Below are 20,791 nucleotides of genomic sequence, written 5' to 3'. Positions count from 1 at the left end.
GCAGTTGCGCGGGGGTCGCAGGAGGCACCGTGCTCACCGCGTTCGCCCGGGCGTTCAAGACGCCCGACCTGCGCAAGAAGCTGCTCTTCACGCTCGGCATCATCGTGGTCTACCGGGTCGGTACCCACATCCCGATCCCGGGCGTCGACTACAAGTCCGTCCAGCAGTGCGTGGACGAGGCTTCCGGCAACCAGGGCCTGTTCGGCCTGGTCAACATGTTCAGCGGCGGCGCGCTGCTGCAGATCACGGTCTTCGCGCTGGGCATCATGCCGTACATCACGGCGAGCATCATCCTGCAGCTGCTGACCGTGGTGATCCCGCGCCTGGAGGCCCTGAAGAAGGAGGGCCAGGCCGGCACGGCGAAGATCACGCAGTACACCCGCTACCTGACCGTGGCGCTCGCCATCCTGCAGGGCACCGGCCTGGTGGCCACCGCCCGCAGTGGCACCCTCTTCTCCGGCTGCACCGTGGCGTCCAGCATCGTGCCGGACCGCGCGATCTTCACCACCATCACCATGGTCATCTGCATGACCGCCGGTACGGCCATCGTCATGTGGCTCGGTGAGCTGATCACCGACCGCGGCATCGGCAACGGCATGTCGATCCTGATGTTCATCTCGATCGCCGCCACCTTCCCGTCCGGCCTGTGGGCCATCAAGAAGCAGGGCACCCTGGCCGACGGCTGGATCGAGTTCGGCACCGTCGTCCTCGTCGGCCTGGTCATGGTCGGTCTCGTCGTCTTCGTCGAGCAGGCCCAGCGCCGCATCCCGGTGCAGTACGCCAAGCGCATGATCGGCCGCCGCGCCTACGGCGGGACCTCGACCTACATCCCGCTGAAGGTCAACCAGGCGGGTGTGATCCCCGTCATCTTCGCGTCGTCGCTGCTCTACATCCCGGCACTGATCGTCCAGTTCTCCAACTCCACGGCGGGTTGGGCGACCTGGATCAAGTCGAACCTCGCGAACACGGCGGCCACGCCGCACATCGTGCTGTACTTCCTGCTGATCGTGTTCTTCGCCTTCTTCTACGTCGCCATCTCCTTCAACCCCGAAGAAGTCGCCGACAACATGAAGAAGTATGGTGGCTTCATCCCGGGCATCCGGGCTGGCCGACCGACCGCTGAGTACCTTTCGTACGTGCTCAACCGGATCACCTGGCCGGGCTCGCTGTACTTGGGCCTGATTGCTCTCGTGCCGACGATGGCGTTGGTTGGTTTCGGGGCGAACCAGAACTTCCCCTTCGGCGGGACCAGCATCCTGATCATCGTGGGTGTGGGGCTCGAGACGGTGAAGCAGATCGAGAGCCAGCTCCAGCAGCGCAATTACGAAGGGTTCCTCCGCTGATGCGAATCGTCCTCGTCGGGCCGCCGGGTGCCGGAAAGGGCACGCAGGCCACGCGTCTTGCCGAGCAGCTGCGCGTACCGCACATCTCCACGGGCGACCTGTTCCGCGCCAACATCAGCCAGCAGACGGAGCTCGGGAAGCTCGCGAAGTCCTACATGGACGCCGGCAATCTCGTTCCCGACGAGGTCACCATCGCGATGGCCAAGGACCGCATGGAGCAGCCGGACGCCGAGGGCGGCTTCCTGCTGGACGGCTTCCCGCGCAACGTCTCGCAGGCGGAGGCGCTGGACGAGCTGCTGACCACGGAGAGCATGAAGCTCGACGCGGTGCTCGACCTGGAGGCGCCCGAGGAAGAGGTCGTCAAGCGCATCGCAGGCCGCCGCATCTGCCGCAACGACTCGGCGCACGTCTTCCACGAGACGTACAAGAAGCCGGCCAAGGACGGCGTGTGCGACGTGTGCGGCGGCGAGCTGTACCAGCGCGACGACGACTCCGAGGACACCGTCCGTAAGCGGCTGGAGGTCTACCACACGCAGACCGAGCCGATCATCGACTACTACAAGGCCCAGGGCCTGGTGGTGACGATCTCGGCGATGGGTCCGGTGGACGAGGTCACGCAGCGGGCGCTGGAGGCGCTGAAGCGCGAGGACGACGGCCAGTAAGCGCCGTCTGCTTCCGGCCGTGGCGCCCCCGAGGGCGTCACGGCCGTACTGTTGTGTGTGGCACGTGGCGGGGTACGCGCGTGCCGGTAACCGGTTGACGTGAGTGACGGAGAGCGCAGGCTTCCCATGGTGCAGATCAAGACGCCCGAGCAGATCGCCAAGATGCGGGCGGCGGGCCTGGTCGTCGCCGCCATCCACGCGGCCACCCGCGAGGCCGCGGTGCCCGGCGCCTCGACGAAGGACCTGGACGAGGTCGCCCGCAAGGTCCTCGCCGAGCACGGCGCGAAGTCCAACTTCCTCGGCTACGGCGGCTTCCCCGCGACCATCTGCACCTCCGTGAACGACGTCGTCGTGCACGGCATCCCGTCCGAGGACGTCGTCCTCAAGGACGGCGACATCATCTCCATCGACTGCGGCGCGATCGTCGACGGCTGGCACGGCGACGCCGCGTACACGGCGTTCGTGGGTTCCGGTCACGCCCCCGAGCTGATCGAGCTGTCCCGGGTGACCGAGGAGTCGATGTGGGCCGGCATCGCGGCCATGAGGCAGGGCAACCGGCTCGTCGACATCTCCAAGGCGATCGAGACGTACATCCGCCGCCAGCCCAAGCCGGGCGGCGGCCGCTACGGCATCATCGAGGACTACGGCGGCCACGGCATCGGCACCGAGATGCACATGGACCCGCACCTGCTGAACTACGTCGACCGGCGCCGCGGCAAGGGCCCGAAGCTGGTCCCCGGTTTCTGTCTCGCGATCGAGCCGATGGTCTCGCTGGGCACGCCGAAGACCGAGGTCCTCTCCGACGACTGGACGGTCATCACCACCGACGGCACCTGGTCCTCCCATTGGGAGCACTCCGTCGCCCTCACCGAGCAGGGCCCCCTGGTGCTCACCGCCCCCGACGGAGGCAAGGCGAAGCTCGCCGAGTACGGCGTGACCGCCGCTCCCGATCCGCTGGCATGAGGATCACCCCTGCGGGGCAGACTTCCTCGTTTCGCCTTTCCGGGTGTGCTGACGTAGACTGACTCGTCGGCTCTTGTGCACCCGCATGCCTGCATGCTCACCAACGGTGCACGACAGAGTCGATCAAGGTAGTCGATTCGAAGGGCGAAGCGTGGCCAAGAAGCAAGGTGCCATCGAGATCGAGGGCACTGTCGTCGAGTCTCTGCCGAACGCCATGTTCAAGGTCGAGCTCCAGAACGGCCACCAGGTCCTGGCACACATCAGCGGCAAGATGCGTATGCACTACATCCGCATCCTCCCTGACGACCGGGTCGTGGTGGAGCTGTCTCCTTACGACCTGACGCGTGGCCGGATCGTCTACCGCTACAAGTAGATCCCTCTGACGCGGAGAACCTCAATCCCATGAAGGTCAAGCCGAGCGTCAAGAAGATCTGCGACAAGTGCAGGGTGATCCGCCGTCACGGTCGGGTCATGGTCATCTGCGAGAACCCGCGCCACAAGCAGCGCCAGGGCTGACGCACGACCACACACCCTCTGCACCTCTATCGCAGAGATTCGCGCGACGCGAGCTGAATTTGTTCATACGCAGGGCCCAAGCGACGCGAGCGTCGGCTTGACACCCCCGGTTCGGAGGCCGGGGACCCAGTCCGTACCTGATACGGCGGCTGGGAACCGGTTCTGCGGCAGACCTCCGAAGATCACCAGGAGCCATTGAATGGCACGCGTTTCCGGTGTCGACATCCCGCGCGACAAGCGCGTGGAGATCGCCCTGACCTACGTGTTCGGCATCGGCCGGACCCTTTCCCAGCAGACGCTGGCCGCCACCGGCGTGGACCCGAACACCCGTGTTCGGGACCTCTCCGAGGAGCAGCTGGTCGCGATCCGCGAGTACGTCGACAACAACATCAAGACCGAGGGTGACCTCCGTCGCGAGATCCAGGCCGACATCCGCCGCAAGGTCGAGATCGGCACGTACCAGGGTCTGCGCCACCGCCGCGGTCTGCCTGTCCGTGGTCAGCGCACGAGCACCAACGCCCGCACCCGCAAGGGCCCGCGTCGCGCCATCGCCGGCAAGAAGAAGCCGGGCAAGAAGTAGTCCGCAGCGGACGCCTGTCCACGGTCTTCGCTGTAGGACCGACCACCTCCCGTAGGAGTTAAGAGATGCCCCCCAAGGGTCGTCAGGGCGCTGCCAAGAAGGTGCGCCGCAAGGAAAAGAAGAACGTCGCTCACGGCCACGCGCACATCAAGAGCACGTTCAACAACACGATCGTCTCCATCACGGACCCGTCCGGCAACGTGATCTCCTGGGCCTCCGCCGGCCACGTCGGCTTCAAGGGCTCCCGGAAGTCCACGCCGTTCGCCGCGCAGATGGCCGCCGAGTCGGCTGCCCGCCGCGCCCAGGAGCACGGCATGCGCAAGGTCGACGTGTTCGTGAAGGGCCCGGGTTCCGGTCGTGAGACCGCGATCCGCTCCCTGCAGGCCACGGGCCTCGAGGTCGGCTCCATCCAGGACGTCACCCCGACCCCGCACAACGGCTGCCGTCCGCCGAAGCGCCGCCGCGTCTGACGCACGGCTCCTTCTCGGGCTTCCGGGCGGTACGGCTCCTTCGGGTCGTGCCGCCCGTACCCTTGCAGTACCCGCGCTTCTCACGGGTGCGGTTTCCGTCGGGCGTCATATAGCGGGCGTCCACGAAAGAAGGATCTGATCCACACATGCTGATCGCTCAGCGTCCCTCGTTGACCGAAGAGGTCGTCGACGAGTTCCGCTCCCGGTTCGTGATCGAGCCGCTGGAGCCGGGCTTCGGCTACACCCTCGGCAACTCCCTGCGTCGTACGCTCCTCTCCTCGATCCCGGGTGCGGCGGTCACGTCCATCCGCATCGACGGCGTTCTGCACGAGTTCACCACCGTGCCGGGCGTCAAGGAGGACGTCACCGACCTGATCCTCAACATCAAGCAGCTGGTCGTCTCCTCGGAGCACGACGAGCCGGTCGTGATGTACCTGCGCAAGCAGGGCCCGGGTCTGGTCACCGCCGCCGACATCGCGCCCCCGGCCGGTGTCGAGGTGCACAACCCCGACCTCGTCCTCGCCACGCTCAACGGCAAGGGCAAGCTGGAGATGGAGCTGACCGTCGAGCGCGGTCGCGGCTACGTCTCCGCGGTGCAGAACAAGCAGGTGGGCCAGGAGATCGGCCGTATCCCGGTCGACTCGATCTACTCGCCGGTTCTCAAGGTCACCTACAAGGTCGAGGCGACCCGTGTCGAGCAGCGCACCGACTTCGACAAGCTGATCGTCGACGTCGAGACCAAGCAGGCGATGCGTCCGCGTGACGCCATGGCCTCCGCCGGCAAGACCCTGGTCGAGCTGTTCGGTCTCGCCCGCGAGCTGAACATCGACGCCGAGGGCATCGACATGGGTCCGTCCCCGACGGACGCCGCCCTCGCCGCCGACCTGGCGCTGCCGATCGAGGAGCTGGAGCTCACGGTCCGCTCCTACAACTGCCTCAAGCGTGAGGGCATCCACTCCGTGGGTGAGCTCGTCGCCCGCTCCGAGGCCGACCTCCTGGACATCCGCAACTTCGGTGCGAAGTCCATCGACGAGGTCAAGGCGAAGCTGGCCGGCATGGGCCTGGCCCTGAAGGACAGCCCGCCCGGATTCGACCCGACCGCCGCCGCCGACGCCTTCGGCGCCGACGACGACGCGGACGCGGGTTTCGTGGAGACCGAGCAGTACTGATCGGTCATTGCCGGTGAGCATCCGCTCATCGGGTTCCTGACCCCGGTACCTGATACGGCCGGGGCAGACACACAGGAGAGAGAAATGCCGAAGCCCACCAAGGGTGCCCGTCTGGGCGGCAGCGCCGCGCACGAGAAGCTCCTCCTCGCCAACCTGGCGAAGAGCCTCTTCGAGCACGGCAAGATCACCACGACCGAGGCGAAGGCCCGCCGTCTGCGGCCGTACGCCGAGCGTCTGATCACCAAGGCGAAGAAGGGCGACCTTCACAACCGCCGTCAGGTGCTCCAGGTCATCACGGACAAGAGCGTCGTCCACACGCTCTTCACCGAGATCGGCCCGCGGTACGAGAACCGTCCCGGTGGCTACACCCGCATCACCAAGATCGGCAACCGTCGTGGCGACAACGCGCCCATGGCGGTCATCGAGCTGGTCGAGGCGCTGACGGTGCAGCAGAAGGCCGTGGGCGAGGCCGAGGCCGCCACCAAGCGTGCGGTCAAGGAGGCCGACGAGGCGAAGGCCGAGGAGACCACGGTCGAGGAGACCGAGGCCACCGAGGCTCCCGCCGAGGAGTCCAAGGACGCCTGAGGCTCTGCCTGACGTGAAGCGGGTTCGCCCTTCGGGGCGGGCCCGCTTTCGCGTACCTGAGAGGATTTCCGTGTGAGTGACGAAGTACAGCCCGGGTACGTCCGTGTCCGTCTCGACCTGTCCTACGACGGCACCGACTTCTCCGGGTGGGCCCGGCAGGCCGGTGGGCGGCGGACCGTGCAGGGGGAGATCGAGGACGCGCTGCGTACGGTGACCCGGTCGCGGGAGACGTACGAGCTGACGGTCGCCGGCCGCACCGACGCCGGGGTGCACGCGCGGGGGCAGGTGGCGCACGTGGACCTGCCCGAGGGGGTCTGGCGTGAGCACCACGAGAAGCTGCTGAAGCGGCTCGCGGGACGCCTGCCGAGGGACGTGCGGGTCTGGGCCCTCAGGGAGGCGCCGGCCGGCTTCAACGCCCGTTTCTCCGCGGTCTGGCGCCGGTACGCCTACCGCGTCACCGACAACCCGGGGGGCGTGGACCCGCTGCTGCGGAACCATGTGCTGTGGCACGACTGGCCGCTCGACGTGGACGCCATGAACGAGGCCGCGCGGGGGCTGCTCGGGGAGCACGACTTCGCCGCGTACTGCAAGAAGCGCGAGGGTGCCACGACCATCCGTACGCTGCAGGAGCTGAGCCTGGAGCGGGGCGACGACGGGATCGTCACCGCGACCGTGCGGGCCGACGCCTTCTGCCACAACATGGTGCGCTCGCTGATCGGGGCGCTGCTGTTCGTGGGGGACGGGCACCGCGGCCCCGAGTGGCCGGCGAAGGTGCTGGCCGCGGGTGTCCGCGACTCGGCCGTGCATGTCGTACGGCCGCACGGGCTGACGCTGGAGGAGGTCGGCTACCCCGCCGACGAGCTGCTCGCGGCCCGTAGCCGGGAGGCCCGGAACAAGCGCGTGCTCCCGTCGGCGGGGTGCTGCTGACCTGCGGATTCCGCCGGTTCCGCGGTTCCGCCGGTGCTACTGGTTCGCCGCCGCCGAGGCCTGGACCTCGCCGCGGCGGCGGATCTGCCGGAAGGCGAAGTCGGCCAGATCGTTGCCGGTGCGCATGACCGCCGTGTCCTTCTTGGTGACGTCCTTGCCGGAGGTGAAGCCGGTGAGGGTGAAGTAGGCGTAGCGGCCGTAGGAGTTGGTCGTGGAGAAGCAGACGGCGCCGTTGCAGAAGTTCTTCACGCCCTTGCCGGTGAGGGCCTTCACGATGCTCTTGTCGTCGGCCTGCTTCTTGGCCTTCAGGGCCTGCGCCTCGGTGTCGAAGACGGCCACGCCGACCGTCGAGGCGATGCCGTCGACGGTGTAGGAGACGCGCATCACCAGGGTGCAGCCGTTGGCGGTCAGCACCTTCGGCAGGGTGCCCGCGGAGGCTCCCGCGCAGGACTTCGTGGAGTCCGTCGGGCCCTTCTGGTACACGGCCGAGCCCACGGTCAGCCGGGTGCCGGGGAACATGCCCTCGGGTGTGAGCGGCGCGGTGTCCTTCTGCTTGCTGGAGACGAAGTCCTTCGGGTCCAGCGGCGGAGGCGCGCTGGTCGGGGCGAAGGAGGGCGCCGTCGGGGTCGGGCTGGGCAGGTCGCTCGACGGCAGGGCGGTGGGGTCGCCCTTCGGGCTGCCGTTGGCCGAGACCACGGCGACGGCGACGGCCGCGCCGACCGCGAGGGTGGCGAGCGCGCCACCGCCGACGAACAGCAGCCGGCGGCGCTTGTTGCGCGCCTCCGACGCCTCGGCGAGCGCGGCCCAGTCCGGTGTGTCACCGGTGCCGCCGCTGCTCCACGGCTGCTCGGATTGCGGTTTCCAGGGATCCCACTGGGGCTGCTGAGGTCCCCCCTGCCCAAAGCTCATGGGGCGCATCTTAGACGGGGGACGGGGGTGGTCCGCGGCGGTCCCGTTTTGACCCGTCCGGGTCGCCCCGGTATTCTGCTTGTTCGTTGTGTATTGGCTTGCTCATTCTCACGGGACGGGCCCTTACACCGGTCCACCGGGCCGATGACCAGCGACCCCACGCACGCGGTTTGCGTCGCCGCCGTGGGTCAAGGCTGTCGTGATCGTTTCGGTGACCTTGTCTAGGACCATTCACTCGAAGCGAAGGCTACGAACCGTGCGTACGTACAGCCCCAAGCCCGGCGATGTGACGCGCCAGTGGCACGTCATCGACGCTCAGGACGTTGTCCTGGGTCGTCTCGCCACCACTGCCGCCACGCTCCTCCGGGGCAAGCACAAGCCGATCTACGCGCCGCACGTCGACGCTGGTGACTTCGTCATCATCATCAACGCCGACAAGGTGCACCTCTCCGGCAACAAGCGGACCCAGAAGATGGCGTACCGCCACTCCGGCTACCCGGGTGGTCTGCGCTCCGTCCGCTACGACGAGCTGCTCGAGAAGAACCCCGAGAAGGCCATCGAGAAGGCCGTCAAGGGCATGCTCCCCAAGAACACGCTGGGCCGTCAGATGCTCTCGAAGCTGAAGGTCTACAAGGGTGACCAGCACCCGCACGCTGCCCAGCAGCCGGTGCCGTTCGAGATCACCCAGGTCGCGCAGTAAGTCCGGCCACCCCCTAAGACTGAAGAGAATCTGAGGAGAATCGTGGCCGAGACCACTGCCGAGCAGCCGATCGAAGAGATCGACATCGAGAGCTACACCACCGAGTCCGAGGTCCCCGTCGAGGGCGAGTACACCTCGGAGTCGCTGGCTTCCCGCTTCGGCGAGCCCCAGCCGGCCGCCGGCCTGGGCCGCCGCAAGGAGGCCATCGCCCGTGTCCGGATCGTCCCGGGCACCGGCAAGTGGAAGATCAACGGTCGCACCCTTGAGGACTACTTCCCCAACAAGGTGCACCAGCAGGAAGTGAACGAGCCCTTCAAGGTGCTCGAGCTCGAGGGCCGTTACGACGTCATCGCCCGCATCTCCGGCGGCGGCGTCTCCGGCCAGGCCGGTGCGCTCCGTCTCGGTGTCGCCCGCGCCCTGAACGAGGCCGACGTGGACAACAACCGCGGCCCGCTGAAGAAGGCCGGCTTCCTGCGCCGCGACGACCGCGCGGTCGAGCGGAAGAAGGCCGGTCTGAAGAAGGCCCGCAAGGCCCCGCAGTACAGCAAGCGCTAAGCTTCGCTGCCTCTGCACGCAACGCCCCGGCGGCACGCCATGTGCTGTCGGGGCGTTCGTTTATCACCGGCGTGGGGCGTATAACGGCACAAGACGTTCAAAGGCTTGTGTGATGGGATGCCGCCGCGCCTTTTGCAAGACATGACGCTTCCTCAGGAGGACACGTGGGACGACTCTTCGGCACGGACGGCGTGCGGGGCGTTGCCAACGCGGATCTGACGGCCGAGATGGCACTCGGTCTGTCGGTCGCGGCGGCGCACGTACTGGCCGAGGCGGGCACCTTCGAGGGCCACAGGCCGACCGCCGTGGTCGGACGGGACCCGCGTGCGTCCGGGGAGTTCCTGGAGGCCGCCGTGGTCGCGGGCCTCGCCAGCGCCGGGGTGGACGTCCTCAGGGTCGGCGTGCTGCCGACGCCCGCGGTCGCCTATCTGACCGGGGCGCTCGGGGCGGACCTCGGCGTGATGCTCTCCGCCAGCCACAACGCCATGCCGGACAACGGCATCAAGTTCTTCGCGCGCGGCGGCCACAAACTCGCCGACGAGCTGGAGGACCGTATCGAGGCGGTGTACGACGGCCACCGGCACGGCGAGCCGTGGGACCGGCCGACCGGTGCGGGCGTGGGCCGGGTGCGCGAGTACAAGGAGGGCTTCGACAAGTACGTCGCCCACCTCGTCGGCGTGCTGCCGAACCGGCTCGACGGGCTGAAGATCGTCCTCGACGAGGCGCACGGCGCCGCCGCCCGGGTCTCCCCGGAGGCGTTCGCGCGGGCCGGCGCGGAGATCATCACGATCGGCGCGGAGCCCGACGGCCTGAACATCAACGACGGCTGCGGCTCGACCCACCTGGACCTGCTGAAGTCCGCGGTCGTGCAGCACGGCGCGGACTTCGGCATCGCCCACGACGGCGACGCCGACCGGTGCCTCGCCGTGGACCACACCGGCGCGGAGGTCGACGGCGACCAGATCCTCGCCGTGCTGGCCCTGGCCATGCGGGAGCGGGGCGCGCTGCGCTCCGACACCGTCGTCGCGACCGTCATGTCCAACCTCGGCTTCAAGCTGGCGCTGGAACGGGAGGGGCTGAAGCTCGTCCAGACGGCGGTCGGCGACCGCTATGTGCTGGAGGAGATGAAGCAGCACGGCTACGCGCTCGGCGGCGAGCAGTCCGGCCACGTGATCATCCTCGACCACGCGACGACCGGTGACGGCACGCTGACCGGCCTGATGCTCGCGGCTCGGGTCGCGCAGTCGGGACGGACGCTCCGGGAGCTGGCGTCCGTGATGGAGCGGCTGCCGCAGGTGCTGATCAATGTGCCCGACGTGGACAAGTCGCGGGTGAAGACCTCCGGTGAGCTGGCGGCGGCGGTGGCCGACGCGGAGCGGGAGCTGGGGGAGACCGGGCGGGTGCTGCTGCGCCCTTCGGGGACCGAGCCGCTGGTGCGGGTGATGGTGGAGGCCGCCGACATCGAGCAGGCGCGGTCGGTGGCCGGGCGGCTCGCGGACGTGGTGAAGTCGGCGCTCGGCTGATCGGCTGATCGGTGCCGGGCCGGGGGGTGCGGGGTTCCGCGCCCCCGGCCCTGGGGCCTGTTGCGACAAGTCCTAGGCGCGCTGCCGGTACCGCTTCCAGAAGTACTTCTGCGCCAGCAGGGTCAGCGTCCCCGCCAGGATGATGCCCAGCAGGTTCAGCAGGAGCTGTTCGCTGGATCGCACCGTCTGGTTGGTGTCGCCGTAGATCAGGGCCACCGCCGCGTTCGCCGCGGCGGGGACCGTGGTGACGGAGATGGCGACACCGACCAGCGCGCCGGACTTGGCCGAGGTCAGCGAGAGGGTGCCCGCGGCCCCGGCGAGGACCGCCACGACGAAGGAGAACCAGTCGGGGGCGTAGATGAAGCCGGTGTTCGGGCGGGCCGCCTCCAGCTGCGCCTCGGTGAACAGGCCGACGGCGTCCATGAAGAGGCCGAACGCGGCCGTCAGCGCCATCGCCGCGGCGAAACCGGCGAGCAGCGCGATCAGGGAACGGGCGGCCAGGCGCGGGGTGCGCTGCACGATCGCCGTGCAGATGCCGGCCAGCGGGCCGAACTCGGGGCCGACGGCCATCGCGCCGACGATCAGGATCGCATTGTCCAGGACGACACCGCAGGCCGCGATCATGGTGGCCAGCGTGATGAAGGCGACGTAGGTGACGGAGAGCGTGGACTCCTCGTGCGTGGCGTCGACGAGGTGTTCCCACAGCACGGCGTCCGCGGGCTCGCCGGGGGCTTCCGCCTCGGCCTTGTCGGCCCGCTTGGACAGGGACAGGTCGATGTTCTCGACGGCGATGGAGCCGGTGCGGTCCAGGCCCAGTTCCTGCAGGCCGGTGAGGAGTTCGTCGCCGGCCTCGCGGGCCACGTCGCACAGGACGACGTCGCCGGACGGGTTGCGCGCGGCGCCCGGCAGCACCACGACATGGGTGGTGCCGACCGTCTTCTCGATCAGGCGGACGACCTCGTCGGTGGTGTCCGCCGGGGTGATCAGGCGCAGATGCAGCATGCCGCCTTTCTAACAGGCGTCCCCGCCCCCGGCGCAGCCGCCGTCCCTACAGTTTGCGCAGGCGCAGTCGCTGCACCGTGTGGTCGGGGCCCTTGCGCAGGACGAGGGTGGCGCGGCCGCGGGTGGGGGCGATGTTCTCGATCAGGTTGGGCTTGTTGATCGTGCGCCACAGCGTGCGGGCGTAGTCGAGGGCCTCTTCCTCGGAGACCTGGGTGTACTTGCGGAAGTACGAGTCCGGCTTCTGGAAGGCGGTCTGCCGCAGCTTCTTGAAGCGGTCGAGGTACCAGCGCTCGATGTCCTCGGCGCTCGCGTCGACGTACACGCTGAAGTCGAAGTAGTCGGCGAGGCCGACGCGGGTGCGGCCGTCCTTGCCGGGCAGGGCGGGCTGCAGGACGTTCAGGCCTTCGACGATCAGGATGTCGGGGCGGCGCACGACGAGCTTCTCGCCGGGGACGATGTCGTAGATCAGGTGGGAGTAGACGGGCGCGGTGACCTCGTCCTTGCCTGCCTTGATGTCGGCGACGAAGCGGGTGAGGGCGCGGCGGTCGTAGGACTCGGGGAAGCCCTTGCGGGACATCAGGCCGCGGGCCTGGAGTTCCTTGGTGGGGAGCAGGAAGCCGTCGGTGGTGACCAGCTCGACGCGCGGGTGCTCAGGCCAGCGGGAGAGCAGCGCGCGCAGCAGGCGGGCGACCGTGGACTTCCCCACGGCGACCGAGCCGGCGACGCCTATGACGAACGGGGTGCCGGACTGGGAGCCCTGCTCGCCGAGGAAGGTGTTGAGCGCTCCTCTGAGGCCGTCCGTGGCGCCGACATAGAGGTTGAGCAGGCGGGAGAGCGGGAGGTAGATGTCCCGCACCTCGTCGAGGTCGATGACGTCACCGAGGCCGCGCAGCTTCTCGACCTCCTCGGCGGTGAGCGGCAGCGGCGTCTTGTCGCGCAGCGCGCTCCACTCGGCACGGGTGAGATCGACGAAAGGAGTCGCCTCCGGCCGCTGCCGGTGGGCGCTCCGGGGCATCGAGGAGACCGGAGAGATCACATTCCATTGTTAACGGAGTTTGAACGGGATGGGAGGTGGGGTCGGTCACGCCGGCCGGCCGCGGTGGCGTTCGTACCACGGTGGGAATTTCCGAATTCGGGCACGCGAAGGCCTTTTCCGGCGGCGGAGGGGCCGTAGGCTGCCGCGCATGTGCGGAATCGTGGGATACGTGGGATCGCAGTCGGCACTGGAGGTCGTGACGGCCGGGCTGAAGCGGCTGGAGTACCGGGGGTACGACTCGGCGGGTGTCGCCGTGCTCGCGGATGGCGGGCTGGCGGCGGCGAAGAAGGCCGGGAAGCTGGTCAACCTGGAGAAGGAGCTGGTCGACCGGCCGCTGCCGACGGGGACGACCGGGATCGGGCACACGCGGTGGGCGACGCACGGCGGGCCGACCGACGCCAACGCCCATCCGCACCTGGACAACGCGGGCCGCGTGGCCGTGGTGCACAACGGCATCATCGAGAACTTCGCCGCACTGCGGGCCGAGCTGGCCGAGCGCGGGCACGAGCTGACGTCCGAGACGGACACCGAGGTCGTGGCGCATCTGCTGGCGGAGGAGTTCTCCGCGACGGCGGACCTCGCGGAGGCGATGCGGCTGGTGTGCCGGCGGCTGGAGGGCGCGTTCACGCTGGTCGCGGTGCACGCGGACGAGCCGGACGTGGTCGTCGGCGCGCGCCGGAACTCGCCGCTGGTGGTGGGCGTTGGAGAGGGTGAGGCCTTTCTCGCCTCGGACGTCGCCGCGTTCATCGCCCACACGCGGTCGGCGATCGAGCTGGGTCAGGACCAGGTGGTGGAGCTGCGCCGGGACGGCGTCACGGTGACCGGTTTCGACGGCAGCCCGGCCGAGGTGCGGTCGTACCACGTCGACTGGGACGCGTCGGCCGCGGAAAAGGGGGGCTATGACTACTTCATGCTCAAGGAGATCGCCGAACAGCCCAAGGCGGTCGCCGATACGCTGCTGGGGCGGATCGACGCGTCCGGCTCGCTGACCCTGGACGAGGTCCGTATCGCGCCGGAGGTGCTGCGCGAGGTCGACAAGGTCGTCATCGTCGCCTGCGGTACGGCGTTCCACGCCGGCCTGATCGCCAAGTACGCCATCGAGCACTGGACGCGGATCCCCTGCGAGGTGGAGCTGGCCAGCGAGTTCCGCTACCGGGATCCGATCCTCGACCAGCAGACCCTCGTCATCGCGATCTCGCAGTCCGGCGAGACGATGGACACGCTGATGGCGCTGCGGCACGCCCGGGAGCAGGGCGCGAAGGTGCTGGCGATCTGCAACACCAACGGCTCGACCATCCCGCGCGAGTCGGACGCGGTGCTGTACACGCACGCCGGGCCGGAGGTCGCGGTCGCCTCGACCAAGGCGTTCCTGACGCAGCTCGTCGCCTGCTACCTGGTGGCGCTGTATCTGGGCCAGGTCCGCGGCACCAAGTGGGGCGACGAGATCCGGGCCGTGATCCGGGACCTGGCGCAGATCTCCGGCGAGGTCGAGCGGGTGCTGGAGACGATGGAGCCGGTGCGGGCGCTGGCGCGCTCGCTGGCGGAGAAGAACACCGTCCTCTTCCTCGGCCGGCACGTCGGCTACCCGGTGGCGCTGGAGGGCGCGCTGAAGCTGAAGGAGCTGGCCTACATGCACGCCGAGGGCTTCGCCGCCGGTGAGCTGAAGCACGGGCCGATCGCGCTGATCGAGGAGGACCTGCCGGTGGTGGTCGTGGTGCCGTCACCGCGCGGCCGCTCGGTCCTGCACGACAAGATCGTCTCCAACATCCAGGAGATCCGGGCCCGTGGCGCCCGCACGATCGTCATCGCGGAGGAGGGCGACGAGGCGGTGGAGCCGTACGCCGACCACCTCATCCGCATCCCCGCCACGCCGGTCCTGCTCCAGCCGCTGGTCGCGACGGTGCCGCTGCAGGTGTTCGCCTGCGAGCTGGCGACGGCCCGGGGCAACGAGGTGGACCAGCCGCGGAACCTGGCGAAGTCGGTGACGGTGGAGTAGCGGCGGCCCGGTGACGGCAGATCTGCCCGGACGGACGCCACCACAAGTGTGGCGTCCGTTCGCAGATGCGACCAAAGTGGGACAGTCGCTCTTGCGTGGCCTGTGGTGTCCATGGCTAGGCTGTGCGGATTGCCCCCGACATTGGTGGACCTCTCCATGACCACAACCCCCGAAGTGGCTGCGCGCCAGGCCCAGGTCGACTCCCCGCCGAGCCGTGCCTCACCTGTGACGCCGCTTCCTACCAGGCTGGCCTCTTTGACCAGTTTGCGCTTCTTCGCGGCGTTTGCTGTGTTCACCCACCACTTCAACGGGATCAGTGCCGGCGGCGGTGTCTGGCACGTACCGATGATCTTCCCCTATTCGAAGATCGGCGTGCACGGGGTGACGTTCTTCTTCGTCCTCTCCGGCTTCCTCCTCACCTGGAGCCATAAACCGGGCGCCGCGAAGAAGGTCTTCTACTGGCGTCGCGTCGGGCGCATCTACCCCGCCCACTTCGTCGCCGCGGGCCTCGCCCTCCTCGTCTTCTACGGCATGGGCACCGACCGCACCGACCTGTTCAGCGTCGTCACCTCCCTGCTGCTGGTGCAGACGTGGTTCCCGCACGTGGTGCCGAACCTGCCCGGCAACCCCGTCACCTGGACCCTCAGCGTCGAGCTGCTCTTCTACGCGCTGTTCCCGCTGTGCATCGGCCGGCTGCGCCGGATGCGGACCCGCGGCCTGGCGCTGCTGACCTTCGCGGGCCTGGCCGGCATGTGGGCCGTGAACTGCTTCGCCGACCACTACCTGAACCACCACGACGCCTTCTGGGTCATGCGGCACCCGATCGTCTACCTGCCGCAGTTCCTCATCGGCGTCACCTTCGCCATCGCGCTGCGCCGCGGCCACCGCGTCCCGCTGCGGCCGTTCGCCGCGGTGCTGCTGATCCTGGCCTACACGGTGGTGTACACCCGCGCCGACGACTGGGCCGGCAAGTTCGTCGCCCACCAGATGGAGACCACGGTCCGTCCCGTCGTCGCCATCCTCTCGGTGCTGCTGATCGCCGCGTGCGTGCAGAACGAGGCCGCGGGCCGCTCCCGGCTGCTGACCAAGCGCTACCTGATCCTGCTGGGCGCCAGCTCCTACGCCTTCTACCTGGTCCACCAGACCGTGAACCAGTTCATCCGCCTGTACTGGCGCGGCCACCCCGACGCCAACGAGGCGATCGTCTACCTCCTGGGCGTGTTCCTGATCTCCCAGGCGCTGGCGTGGCTGCTGTACCGGTACGTGGAGGAGCCCGCCCAGGTGTGGTGGTCGAAGCGGGGGCCGAAGTCCCGGCCGCGGCCGGCGGTCACCACGGCCGCGTAGACAGCTCTCGTACAACCCTCCGGCGGCTCGCGGGTCTGAGATGACATGAGCGGACGCGCGGGCAAGCCGGGGCCGAAGCGGGCGTACGTCGCCGTGGTGTGCGCGGTGCTGCTGGTGGCCGCGATGGCGGGCGCGGTCGTCGCGCTGCGGGGCGACGGCGGCCCGGCGCCCCGGTCGGCCCCGGCCCCGCTGCCCTCCGGTTCCCTCCCGGTCGTCGGCGACGTGCCGGGCACGCGGCCCGCGCCGACGCCCACGGACAAGGGCACCCCGGACCCGAACGGCGTCCTGAGCTTCCGGGACGCCCCGCCGGACACCTTCTACCTGCCCCGGACGGTCGGCTCCGACGACCCGGACGACGCCCCGCCCTACCCCTTCTCGCTGCTGGCCGCCGCGGCCTCCGGCCCCCGGGGTCGCGGCGCGGTCAAGGACGTGACGGTCGACTTCGACCTGACGGCGCTCCGCGGACTGGCCGACATCGCCTGGAACGAGCCCCAGCACCGCTGCGCTCTCTCCGGCTACCGCGTCACCTGCGACCTGCGCACCATCACCTACGGCGAGACCGTCTCCTTCGACCGCCCGTTCCGGGTCCGGCCCAGGCCCGGCCTCGCCCTCGGCGGCGCCGGAACCGTCCAGGTGACCGTCCGCGCCGCCAACGCCGCCACGCTCCGGCACACCACCCGTGTCGTGGTCGGATGGCCGTACCTGGCGGCCGGACCGGACCGGACGGCCACCCAGGTGGCCCCCGGCAGCGAGGTGAGCCTGACGCCCGCCTTCGCCAACCGGGGCGACACCGACGTGGCCGGCGGGGTCACCCTCGCCATCTCCGTCGACAGGACGCCGTACCCCGAACAGCAGTCCTTCCTGCGGACGCGGTACGGCAACTGCCGCTACGACAAGCCCGTCGACGCCACCAAGGCCCTGTGCGCGTTCCCCGGCCCACTGCGGGCGGGGGAGGCCTTCGAGACCGACGGCCCCTTCACCGCGACGGTCGGCGCGCAGGCGCAGACCGGGCAGCTGAGCTACCGGGTGGTGCGCAGCGACGACGTCCCCGTCTACGACACGCTGCCCGACACCGCCGTACGCGGCACCGGCCCACCGCTCGGCCTCAAACGCGCGGCGCCCGGCGAGAAGTTCACCGGCGGCGGACGGCCCCTGGGCCGCTGGGGTGACGCGTCGCTGGACTTCCGGACCCCCGTCGTCCACGACGCGCGGGCCGCGGGCTTCGTCATCAGGGGCAGGGTCGGACAGGTGCTCACCGTGGAGCTGCCCCACCCGAGAGGCGCCCCGGGGCTCGACGGCAGCGACATGACCGTCGAGGGGGTCACCCTCCCCGAGGGCGTGAGCCTCGTCCCCTTCGGGCCGGAGGGCACCGGCAAGGTGAGCGAGTACGCCGCCTGCGCGTACCAGCCGTCGCCCGAAGGCCCCATCACCTGCCCGATGCTCTCCTACGGCGCCGCGCTGCTCCGCGTCCGCATCGACGAGCGCGTCGACGGCGCCCGGGGCACGGTCCGGGTGCGGACCTGGCCGGACGACGCGGACCGGACGAACGACGCCGCGCCGATCCTCGTCGAGTACACCTCTTAGGCTGCCCGTCATGAGCATCATCGGGGTCGGCATCGACGTGGCCGAGATCGACCGGTTCCAGGAGTCGCTGGAGCGGACACCGCAGCTCGCCCAGCGGCTGTTCGTGCGGAGCGAGTTGCTGCTGCCCAGCGGTGAGCGGCGCGGGGTCGCCTCGCTCGCCGCGCGGTTCGCCGCGAAGGAGGCGCTGGCCAAGGCGCTGGGCGCGCCCGCCGGACTGCACTGGACCGACGCCGAGGTGTACGTCGAGGACAGCGGGCAGCCCCGGCTGCGGGTGACCGGCACGGTCGCCGCGCGGGCCGCGGAACTGGGCGTGCGGACCTGGCATGTGTCGCTCAGTCATGACGCCGGGGTGGCCTCGGCGGTGGTGATCGCGGAGGGCTGACGGCAGACTCGACGGCATGCGTACCGCGTACAGCGTTGAGACGGTCAGGACAGCCGAACGGGAACTGATGGGGCGCCTCCCCGAGGGCGCGCTGATGCAACGGGCCGCCGCCGGGCTCGCCGCCGCCTGCGCCGACCTGCTCGGGCGGGTCTACGGCAGCCGGGTGGTGCTGCTCGTCGGCAGCGGCGACAACGGGGGCGACGCCCTGTACGCCGGGGCCCGGCTGGCGCGGCGGGGCGCCGGGGTGACGGCGGTGCTGCTCAACCCGGAGCGGGCGCACGCCGGAGGCCTCGCGGCGCTGCGGCGGGCCGGCGGGACCGTCGCCGGGGCCGGGCAGGGCGAGGGGCTGATCGCGCGCGCCGATCTGGTCGTCGACGGGATCGTCGGCATCGGCGGCAAGGGCGGGCTGCGGCCCGAGGCGGTGCCGCTGGCGGTCGCCGCCGAGCGGTCGCGGGCCGCGGTCGTCGCCGTGGACCTGCCGAGCGGGGTGGACGCGGACACGGGCGAGGTGCGCGGGGCGGCCGTACGGGCCGATCTGACCGTCACGTTCGGCACGCACAAGCCGGGGCTGCTGATCGATCCGGCGCGGGAGTACGCCGGTTCGGTGCGGCTCGTCGACATCGGGCTGGAGCTGGAGGCGGTGCCGGCGGAGCTGGAGGCGTTGCAGCACGCGGACGTGGCGCGGCTGCTGCCGGTGCCGGGGGTGGAGAGCGACAAGTACCGGCGCGGGGTCGTCGGGATCGCGGCCGGGTCCGCGCGCTATCCCGGCGCCGCGGTGCTCGCCGTGTCCGGGGCGCTGCGGGGCGGGGCGGGGGCCGTGCGGTACGTCGGGCCGGCCGGGGACGCGGTGATCGCGCGGTTCCCCGAGACGCTCGTGTCCGACCAGGGGCCCAGGAAGGCGGGGCGGGTGCAGGCCTGGGTGGTCGGGCCGGGGGCCGGGGACGACGCGGCGACCGTGGCGGAGGTGGTGGCGGCGGACGTGCCGGTGCTGATCGACGCGGACGGGCTGCGGCTGGCGGAGCCCGCGGCGGTGCGGGGGCGTACGGCGCCGACGCTGATGACGCCGCATGCGGGGGAGGCGGCGGCGCTGCTGGGCGTGTCCCGCGAGGAGGTCGAGGGGGGTCGGCTGGCGGCGGTGCGGGAGCTGGCGGGGCGGTACGGGGCGGCGGTGCTGCTGAAGGGGTCCACGACGCTGGTCGCCTCCGCGGGTGGGCAGGGGGCGGTGCGGGTGAATGCCACGGGGACGTCGTGGCTGGCCACCGCCGGGAGCGGGGATGTGCTGTCCGGGCTCGCGGGGTCCTTGCTGGCGGCGGGGTTGTCGGCGGTGGACGCGGGGAGCTGCGCGGCGTATCTGCACGGGCTCGCCGGGCGGTTGACGGCGGACGGGGCGCCGGTGGGGGCGCATGACGTGGCGGCGGGCGTGCCTGCGGCATGGCGGGACGTGGTGCGGGGCGGGTGAGTTGGCGCCCGGCGCTGGTGCCGGGCGGGGGTGGTCGCGCAGCCCGGCGCTACGGGGTGCCGCTGCGCCCACCCGTGCCGCCCCAGCGGCACGACTGCCCGCAGCTACGCGGACATGCGGCCGGGTGACTCCCCGGCGTGTTGTCCTCCTTGTCGTGGTTGGGGGCGTTTGTCTGATCGCATGATCAGTGCAGCCGTGCGCCCCCGAACCCTCGCCCTTCTCCTCCTAGCCCTTCTCCTCCCCGTCACCACCGCCCAAGCCGCCCCCGCACCCCCCTCCCCCGTGCCGGAGGCTCTCCTGGTGCCGGGGGTCGGGCCGTATCAGCGGGGGCCGGGGGACACGCCCGATCAGGTGCTCGCGCCGAAGGTGTACGCGCCCAGCGTCCGGGAGGAGGCCGTCGAGCCGCGGGAGGCCGCGCGGGGGACGTACGACCTCGTCGAGTACGTGCCGTTGGGGGAGGCCGTCGCCCGCGTCTCGTGCAGCAAGCAGGCCGGGCCCTATCAGCGGCAGGTCGAGCGGTGGCTGCGGCTGAAGGTGGACGGGAAGCAGTCCGCCGCCGACTGCAGGGCGATCCGCGCCTTCCAGGTCAAGGAGAAGATCAAGCCCGCCATCGGGTTCGCCGGGCCCGTCACCTGGGCGCGGATGCAGTACCTGTCGGCCAGGAAGAACCCCAACGCCGCGAAGAAGTGCCCGGTGCGGACCTACCGCGTCGCCTGCGTCGACCTCGACCGGCAGCTGACCTGGGTGCAGAAGGGGACCAAGGTCCTCTTCGGGCCCGTGAACATGCGCAGCGGGCGGGCGCAGTACCCGACGCGCAAGGGGTGGCACACGATCTACTGGCGGCACAAGAACCACGTCTCGACGCTGTACGACCAGCCCATGCCGTACAGCCAGTTCTTCAGCGGCGGACAGGCCTTCCACGCCGTCTACGGCACCATCTTCACCACCGTCGGCTCCATGGGCTGCGTCAACCTCCGCCTCGCCGACGCCCGCAAGCTGTGGGACGTCCTGAGGAAGGGCGACCGGGTGTACGTCTGGGGGAAGCGGCCCGGCGCTTGAGGCGGCCGTCACGCCGGGGCCGCCGAC

Annotated in this window: 22 protein-coding genes; 19 read left to right on the top strand and 3 right to left on the bottom strand. The window is 70.2% G+C overall.

Features of this window, described 5'->3' with window-relative positions; translation table 11 throughout:
• Positions 1-29: 29 nt before the first annotated feature.
• The 10 genes from secY (at position 30) to truA (ending at position 7,215) form a co-directional block, all read left to right on the top strand.
• Entirely contained in the window at positions 30-1,343 is a 1,314-nt protein-coding gene (gene secY / locus IE308_RS32135; protein WP_110629830.1) for a preprotein translocase subunit SecY, read from the top strand.
• Positions 1,343-2,005, top strand: a complete 663-nt coding sequence (locus IE308_RS32130; protein ID WP_190220598.1) for an adenylate kinase — start codon at positions 1,343-1,345, stop codon at positions 2,003-2,005. Before secY ends, IE308_RS32130 begins: the two co-directional genes overlap by 1 nt.
• A 126-nt stretch (positions 2,006-2,131) precedes the next feature.
• Positions 2,132-2,968 (top strand): type I methionyl aminopeptidase, encoded by an 837-nt coding sequence (gene map / locus IE308_RS32125; RefSeq protein ID WP_190220753.1) that lies wholly within the window; start codon positions 2,132-2,134, stop codon positions 2,966-2,968.
• Between the two features lie 151 nt (positions 2,969-3,119).
• Complete coding sequence (gene infA / locus IE308_RS32120) at positions 3,120-3,341, top strand: translation initiation factor IF-1 (protein ID WP_003948620.1); 222 nt, start codon at positions 3,120-3,122, stop codon at positions 3,339-3,341.
• Positions 3,342-3,370: 29 nt separating this feature from the next.
• Positions 3,371-3,484, top strand: a complete 114-nt coding sequence (rpmJ, locus tag IE308_RS32115; protein WP_003998809.1) for a 50S ribosomal protein L36 — start codon at positions 3,371-3,373, stop codon at positions 3,482-3,484.
• Between the two features lie 199 nt (positions 3,485-3,683).
• The gene (gene rpsM / locus IE308_RS32110; protein WP_010036675.1) at positions 3,684-4,064 is read left to right on the top strand and encodes a 30S ribosomal protein S13; all 381 of its coding nucleotides are present in this window, start codon (positions 3,684-3,686) and stop codon (positions 4,062-4,064) included.
• Positions 4,065-4,129: 65 nt separating this feature from the next.
• On the top strand, positions 4,130-4,534 hold the full coding sequence (rpsK, locus tag IE308_RS32105; protein ID WP_003956432.1) for a 30S ribosomal protein S11: 405 nt from the start codon (positions 4,130-4,132) through the stop codon (positions 4,532-4,534).
• A 146-nt stretch (positions 4,535-4,680) separates the two neighbouring features.
• Positions 4,681-5,703: a DNA-directed RNA polymerase subunit alpha gene (locus IE308_RS32100; RefSeq protein WP_003966937.1), complete on the top strand. Its 1,023-nt coding sequence runs from the start codon at positions 4,681-4,683 to the stop codon at positions 5,701-5,703.
• Positions 5,704-5,787: 84 nt separating this feature from the next.
• Positions 5,788-6,288, top strand: coding sequence for a 50S ribosomal protein L17 (gene rplQ, locus IE308_RS32095; RefSeq protein WP_110629833.1), 501 nt, complete (start codon positions 5,788-5,790; stop codon positions 6,286-6,288).
• 72 nt (positions 6,289-6,360) lie between these two features.
• Positions 6,361-7,215, top strand: coding sequence for a tRNA pseudouridine(38-40) synthase TruA (gene truA / locus IE308_RS32090; protein ID WP_190220597.1), 855 nt, complete (start codon positions 6,361-6,363; stop codon positions 7,213-7,215).
• A 36-nt stretch (positions 7,216-7,251) separates the two neighbouring features.
• Here truA and IE308_RS32085 read toward each other — a convergent pair whose 3' ends face one another.
• A complete protein-coding gene (locus tag IE308_RS32085; protein ID WP_190220596.1) occupies positions 7,252-8,124 on the bottom strand; it encodes a hypothetical protein in 873 nt (290 codons plus the stop codon).
• A 256-nt stretch (positions 8,125-8,380) separates the two neighbouring features.
• Between IE308_RS32085 and rplM the strand changes: the two genes are divergently transcribed.
• From rplM to glmM, 3 genes are all read left to right on the top strand, one after another.
• Positions 8,381-8,824, top strand: a complete 444-nt coding sequence (gene rplM / locus IE308_RS32080; RefSeq protein ID WP_110629836.1) for a 50S ribosomal protein L13 — start codon at positions 8,381-8,383, stop codon at positions 8,822-8,824.
• A gap of 42 nt (positions 8,825-8,866) precedes the next feature.
• The gene (rpsI, locus tag IE308_RS32075; protein ID WP_110629837.1) at positions 8,867-9,379 is read left to right on the top strand and encodes a 30S ribosomal protein S9; all 513 of its coding nucleotides are present in this window, start codon (positions 8,867-8,869) and stop codon (positions 9,377-9,379) included.
• 164 nt (positions 9,380-9,543) lie between these two features.
• Complete coding sequence (gene glmM, locus IE308_RS32070; protein WP_190220595.1) at positions 9,544-10,902, top strand: phosphoglucosamine mutase; 1,359 nt, start codon at positions 9,544-9,546, stop codon at positions 10,900-10,902.
• 72 nt (positions 10,903-10,974) lie between these two features.
• On the opposite strand, the gene IE308_RS32065 is transcribed toward glmM, so the two are convergent.
• Complete coding sequence (locus IE308_RS32065; protein WP_190220594.1) at positions 10,975-11,904, bottom strand: DUF389 domain-containing protein; 930 nt, start codon at positions 11,902-11,904, stop codon at positions 10,975-10,977.
• Positions 11,905-11,950: 46 nt separating this feature from the next.
• Entirely contained in the window at positions 11,951-12,919 is a 969-nt protein-coding gene (gene coaA, locus IE308_RS32060) for a type I pantothenate kinase (protein WP_190220593.1), read from the bottom strand.
• 169 nt (positions 12,920-13,088) lie between these two features.
• Between coaA and glmS the strand changes: the two genes are divergently transcribed.
• From glmS to IE308_RS32030, 6 genes are all read left to right on the top strand, one after another.
• Positions 13,089-14,936 (top strand): glutamine--fructose-6-phosphate transaminase (isomerizing), encoded by a 1,848-nt coding sequence (gene glmS, locus IE308_RS32055; protein ID WP_110629841.1) that lies wholly within the window; start codon positions 13,089-13,091, stop codon positions 14,934-14,936.
• Positions 14,937-15,191: 255 nt separating this feature from the next.
• Complete coding sequence (locus IE308_RS32050) at positions 15,192-16,280, top strand: acyltransferase family protein (protein WP_190220592.1); 1,089 nt, start codon at positions 15,192-15,194, stop codon at positions 16,278-16,280.
• Between the two features lie 45 nt (positions 16,281-16,325).
• The gene (locus tag IE308_RS32045; RefSeq protein ID WP_190220591.1) at positions 16,326-17,864 is read left to right on the top strand and encodes a hypothetical protein; all 1,539 of its coding nucleotides are present in this window, start codon (positions 16,326-16,328) and stop codon (positions 17,862-17,864) included.
• A gap of 10 nt (positions 17,865-17,874) precedes the next feature.
• Positions 17,875-18,246 (top strand): holo-ACP synthase, encoded by a 372-nt coding sequence (locus IE308_RS32040; protein ID WP_110629844.1) that lies wholly within the window; start codon positions 17,875-17,877, stop codon positions 18,244-18,246.
• A gap of 16 nt (positions 18,247-18,262) precedes the next feature.
• Positions 18,263-19,705, top strand: coding sequence for an NAD(P)H-hydrate dehydratase (locus tag IE308_RS32035; RefSeq protein ID WP_190220590.1), 1,443 nt, complete (start codon positions 18,263-18,265; stop codon positions 19,703-19,705).
• Between the two features lie 180 nt (positions 19,706-19,885).
• Positions 19,886-20,764, top strand: a complete 879-nt coding sequence (locus tag IE308_RS32030) for a L,D-transpeptidase (protein ID WP_190220589.1) — start codon at positions 19,886-19,888, stop codon at positions 20,762-20,764.
• Positions 20,765-20,791: the final 27 nt, after the last annotated feature.

The sequence above is a fragment of the Streptomyces griseosporeus genome (assembly GCF_014656055.1).
GTDB classification, from domain to species: Bacteria; Actinomycetota; Actinomycetes; order Streptomycetales; family Streptomycetaceae; genus Streptomyces; species Streptomyces griseosporeus.
This window is presented reverse-complemented; position numbering and strand designations above follow the sequence as displayed.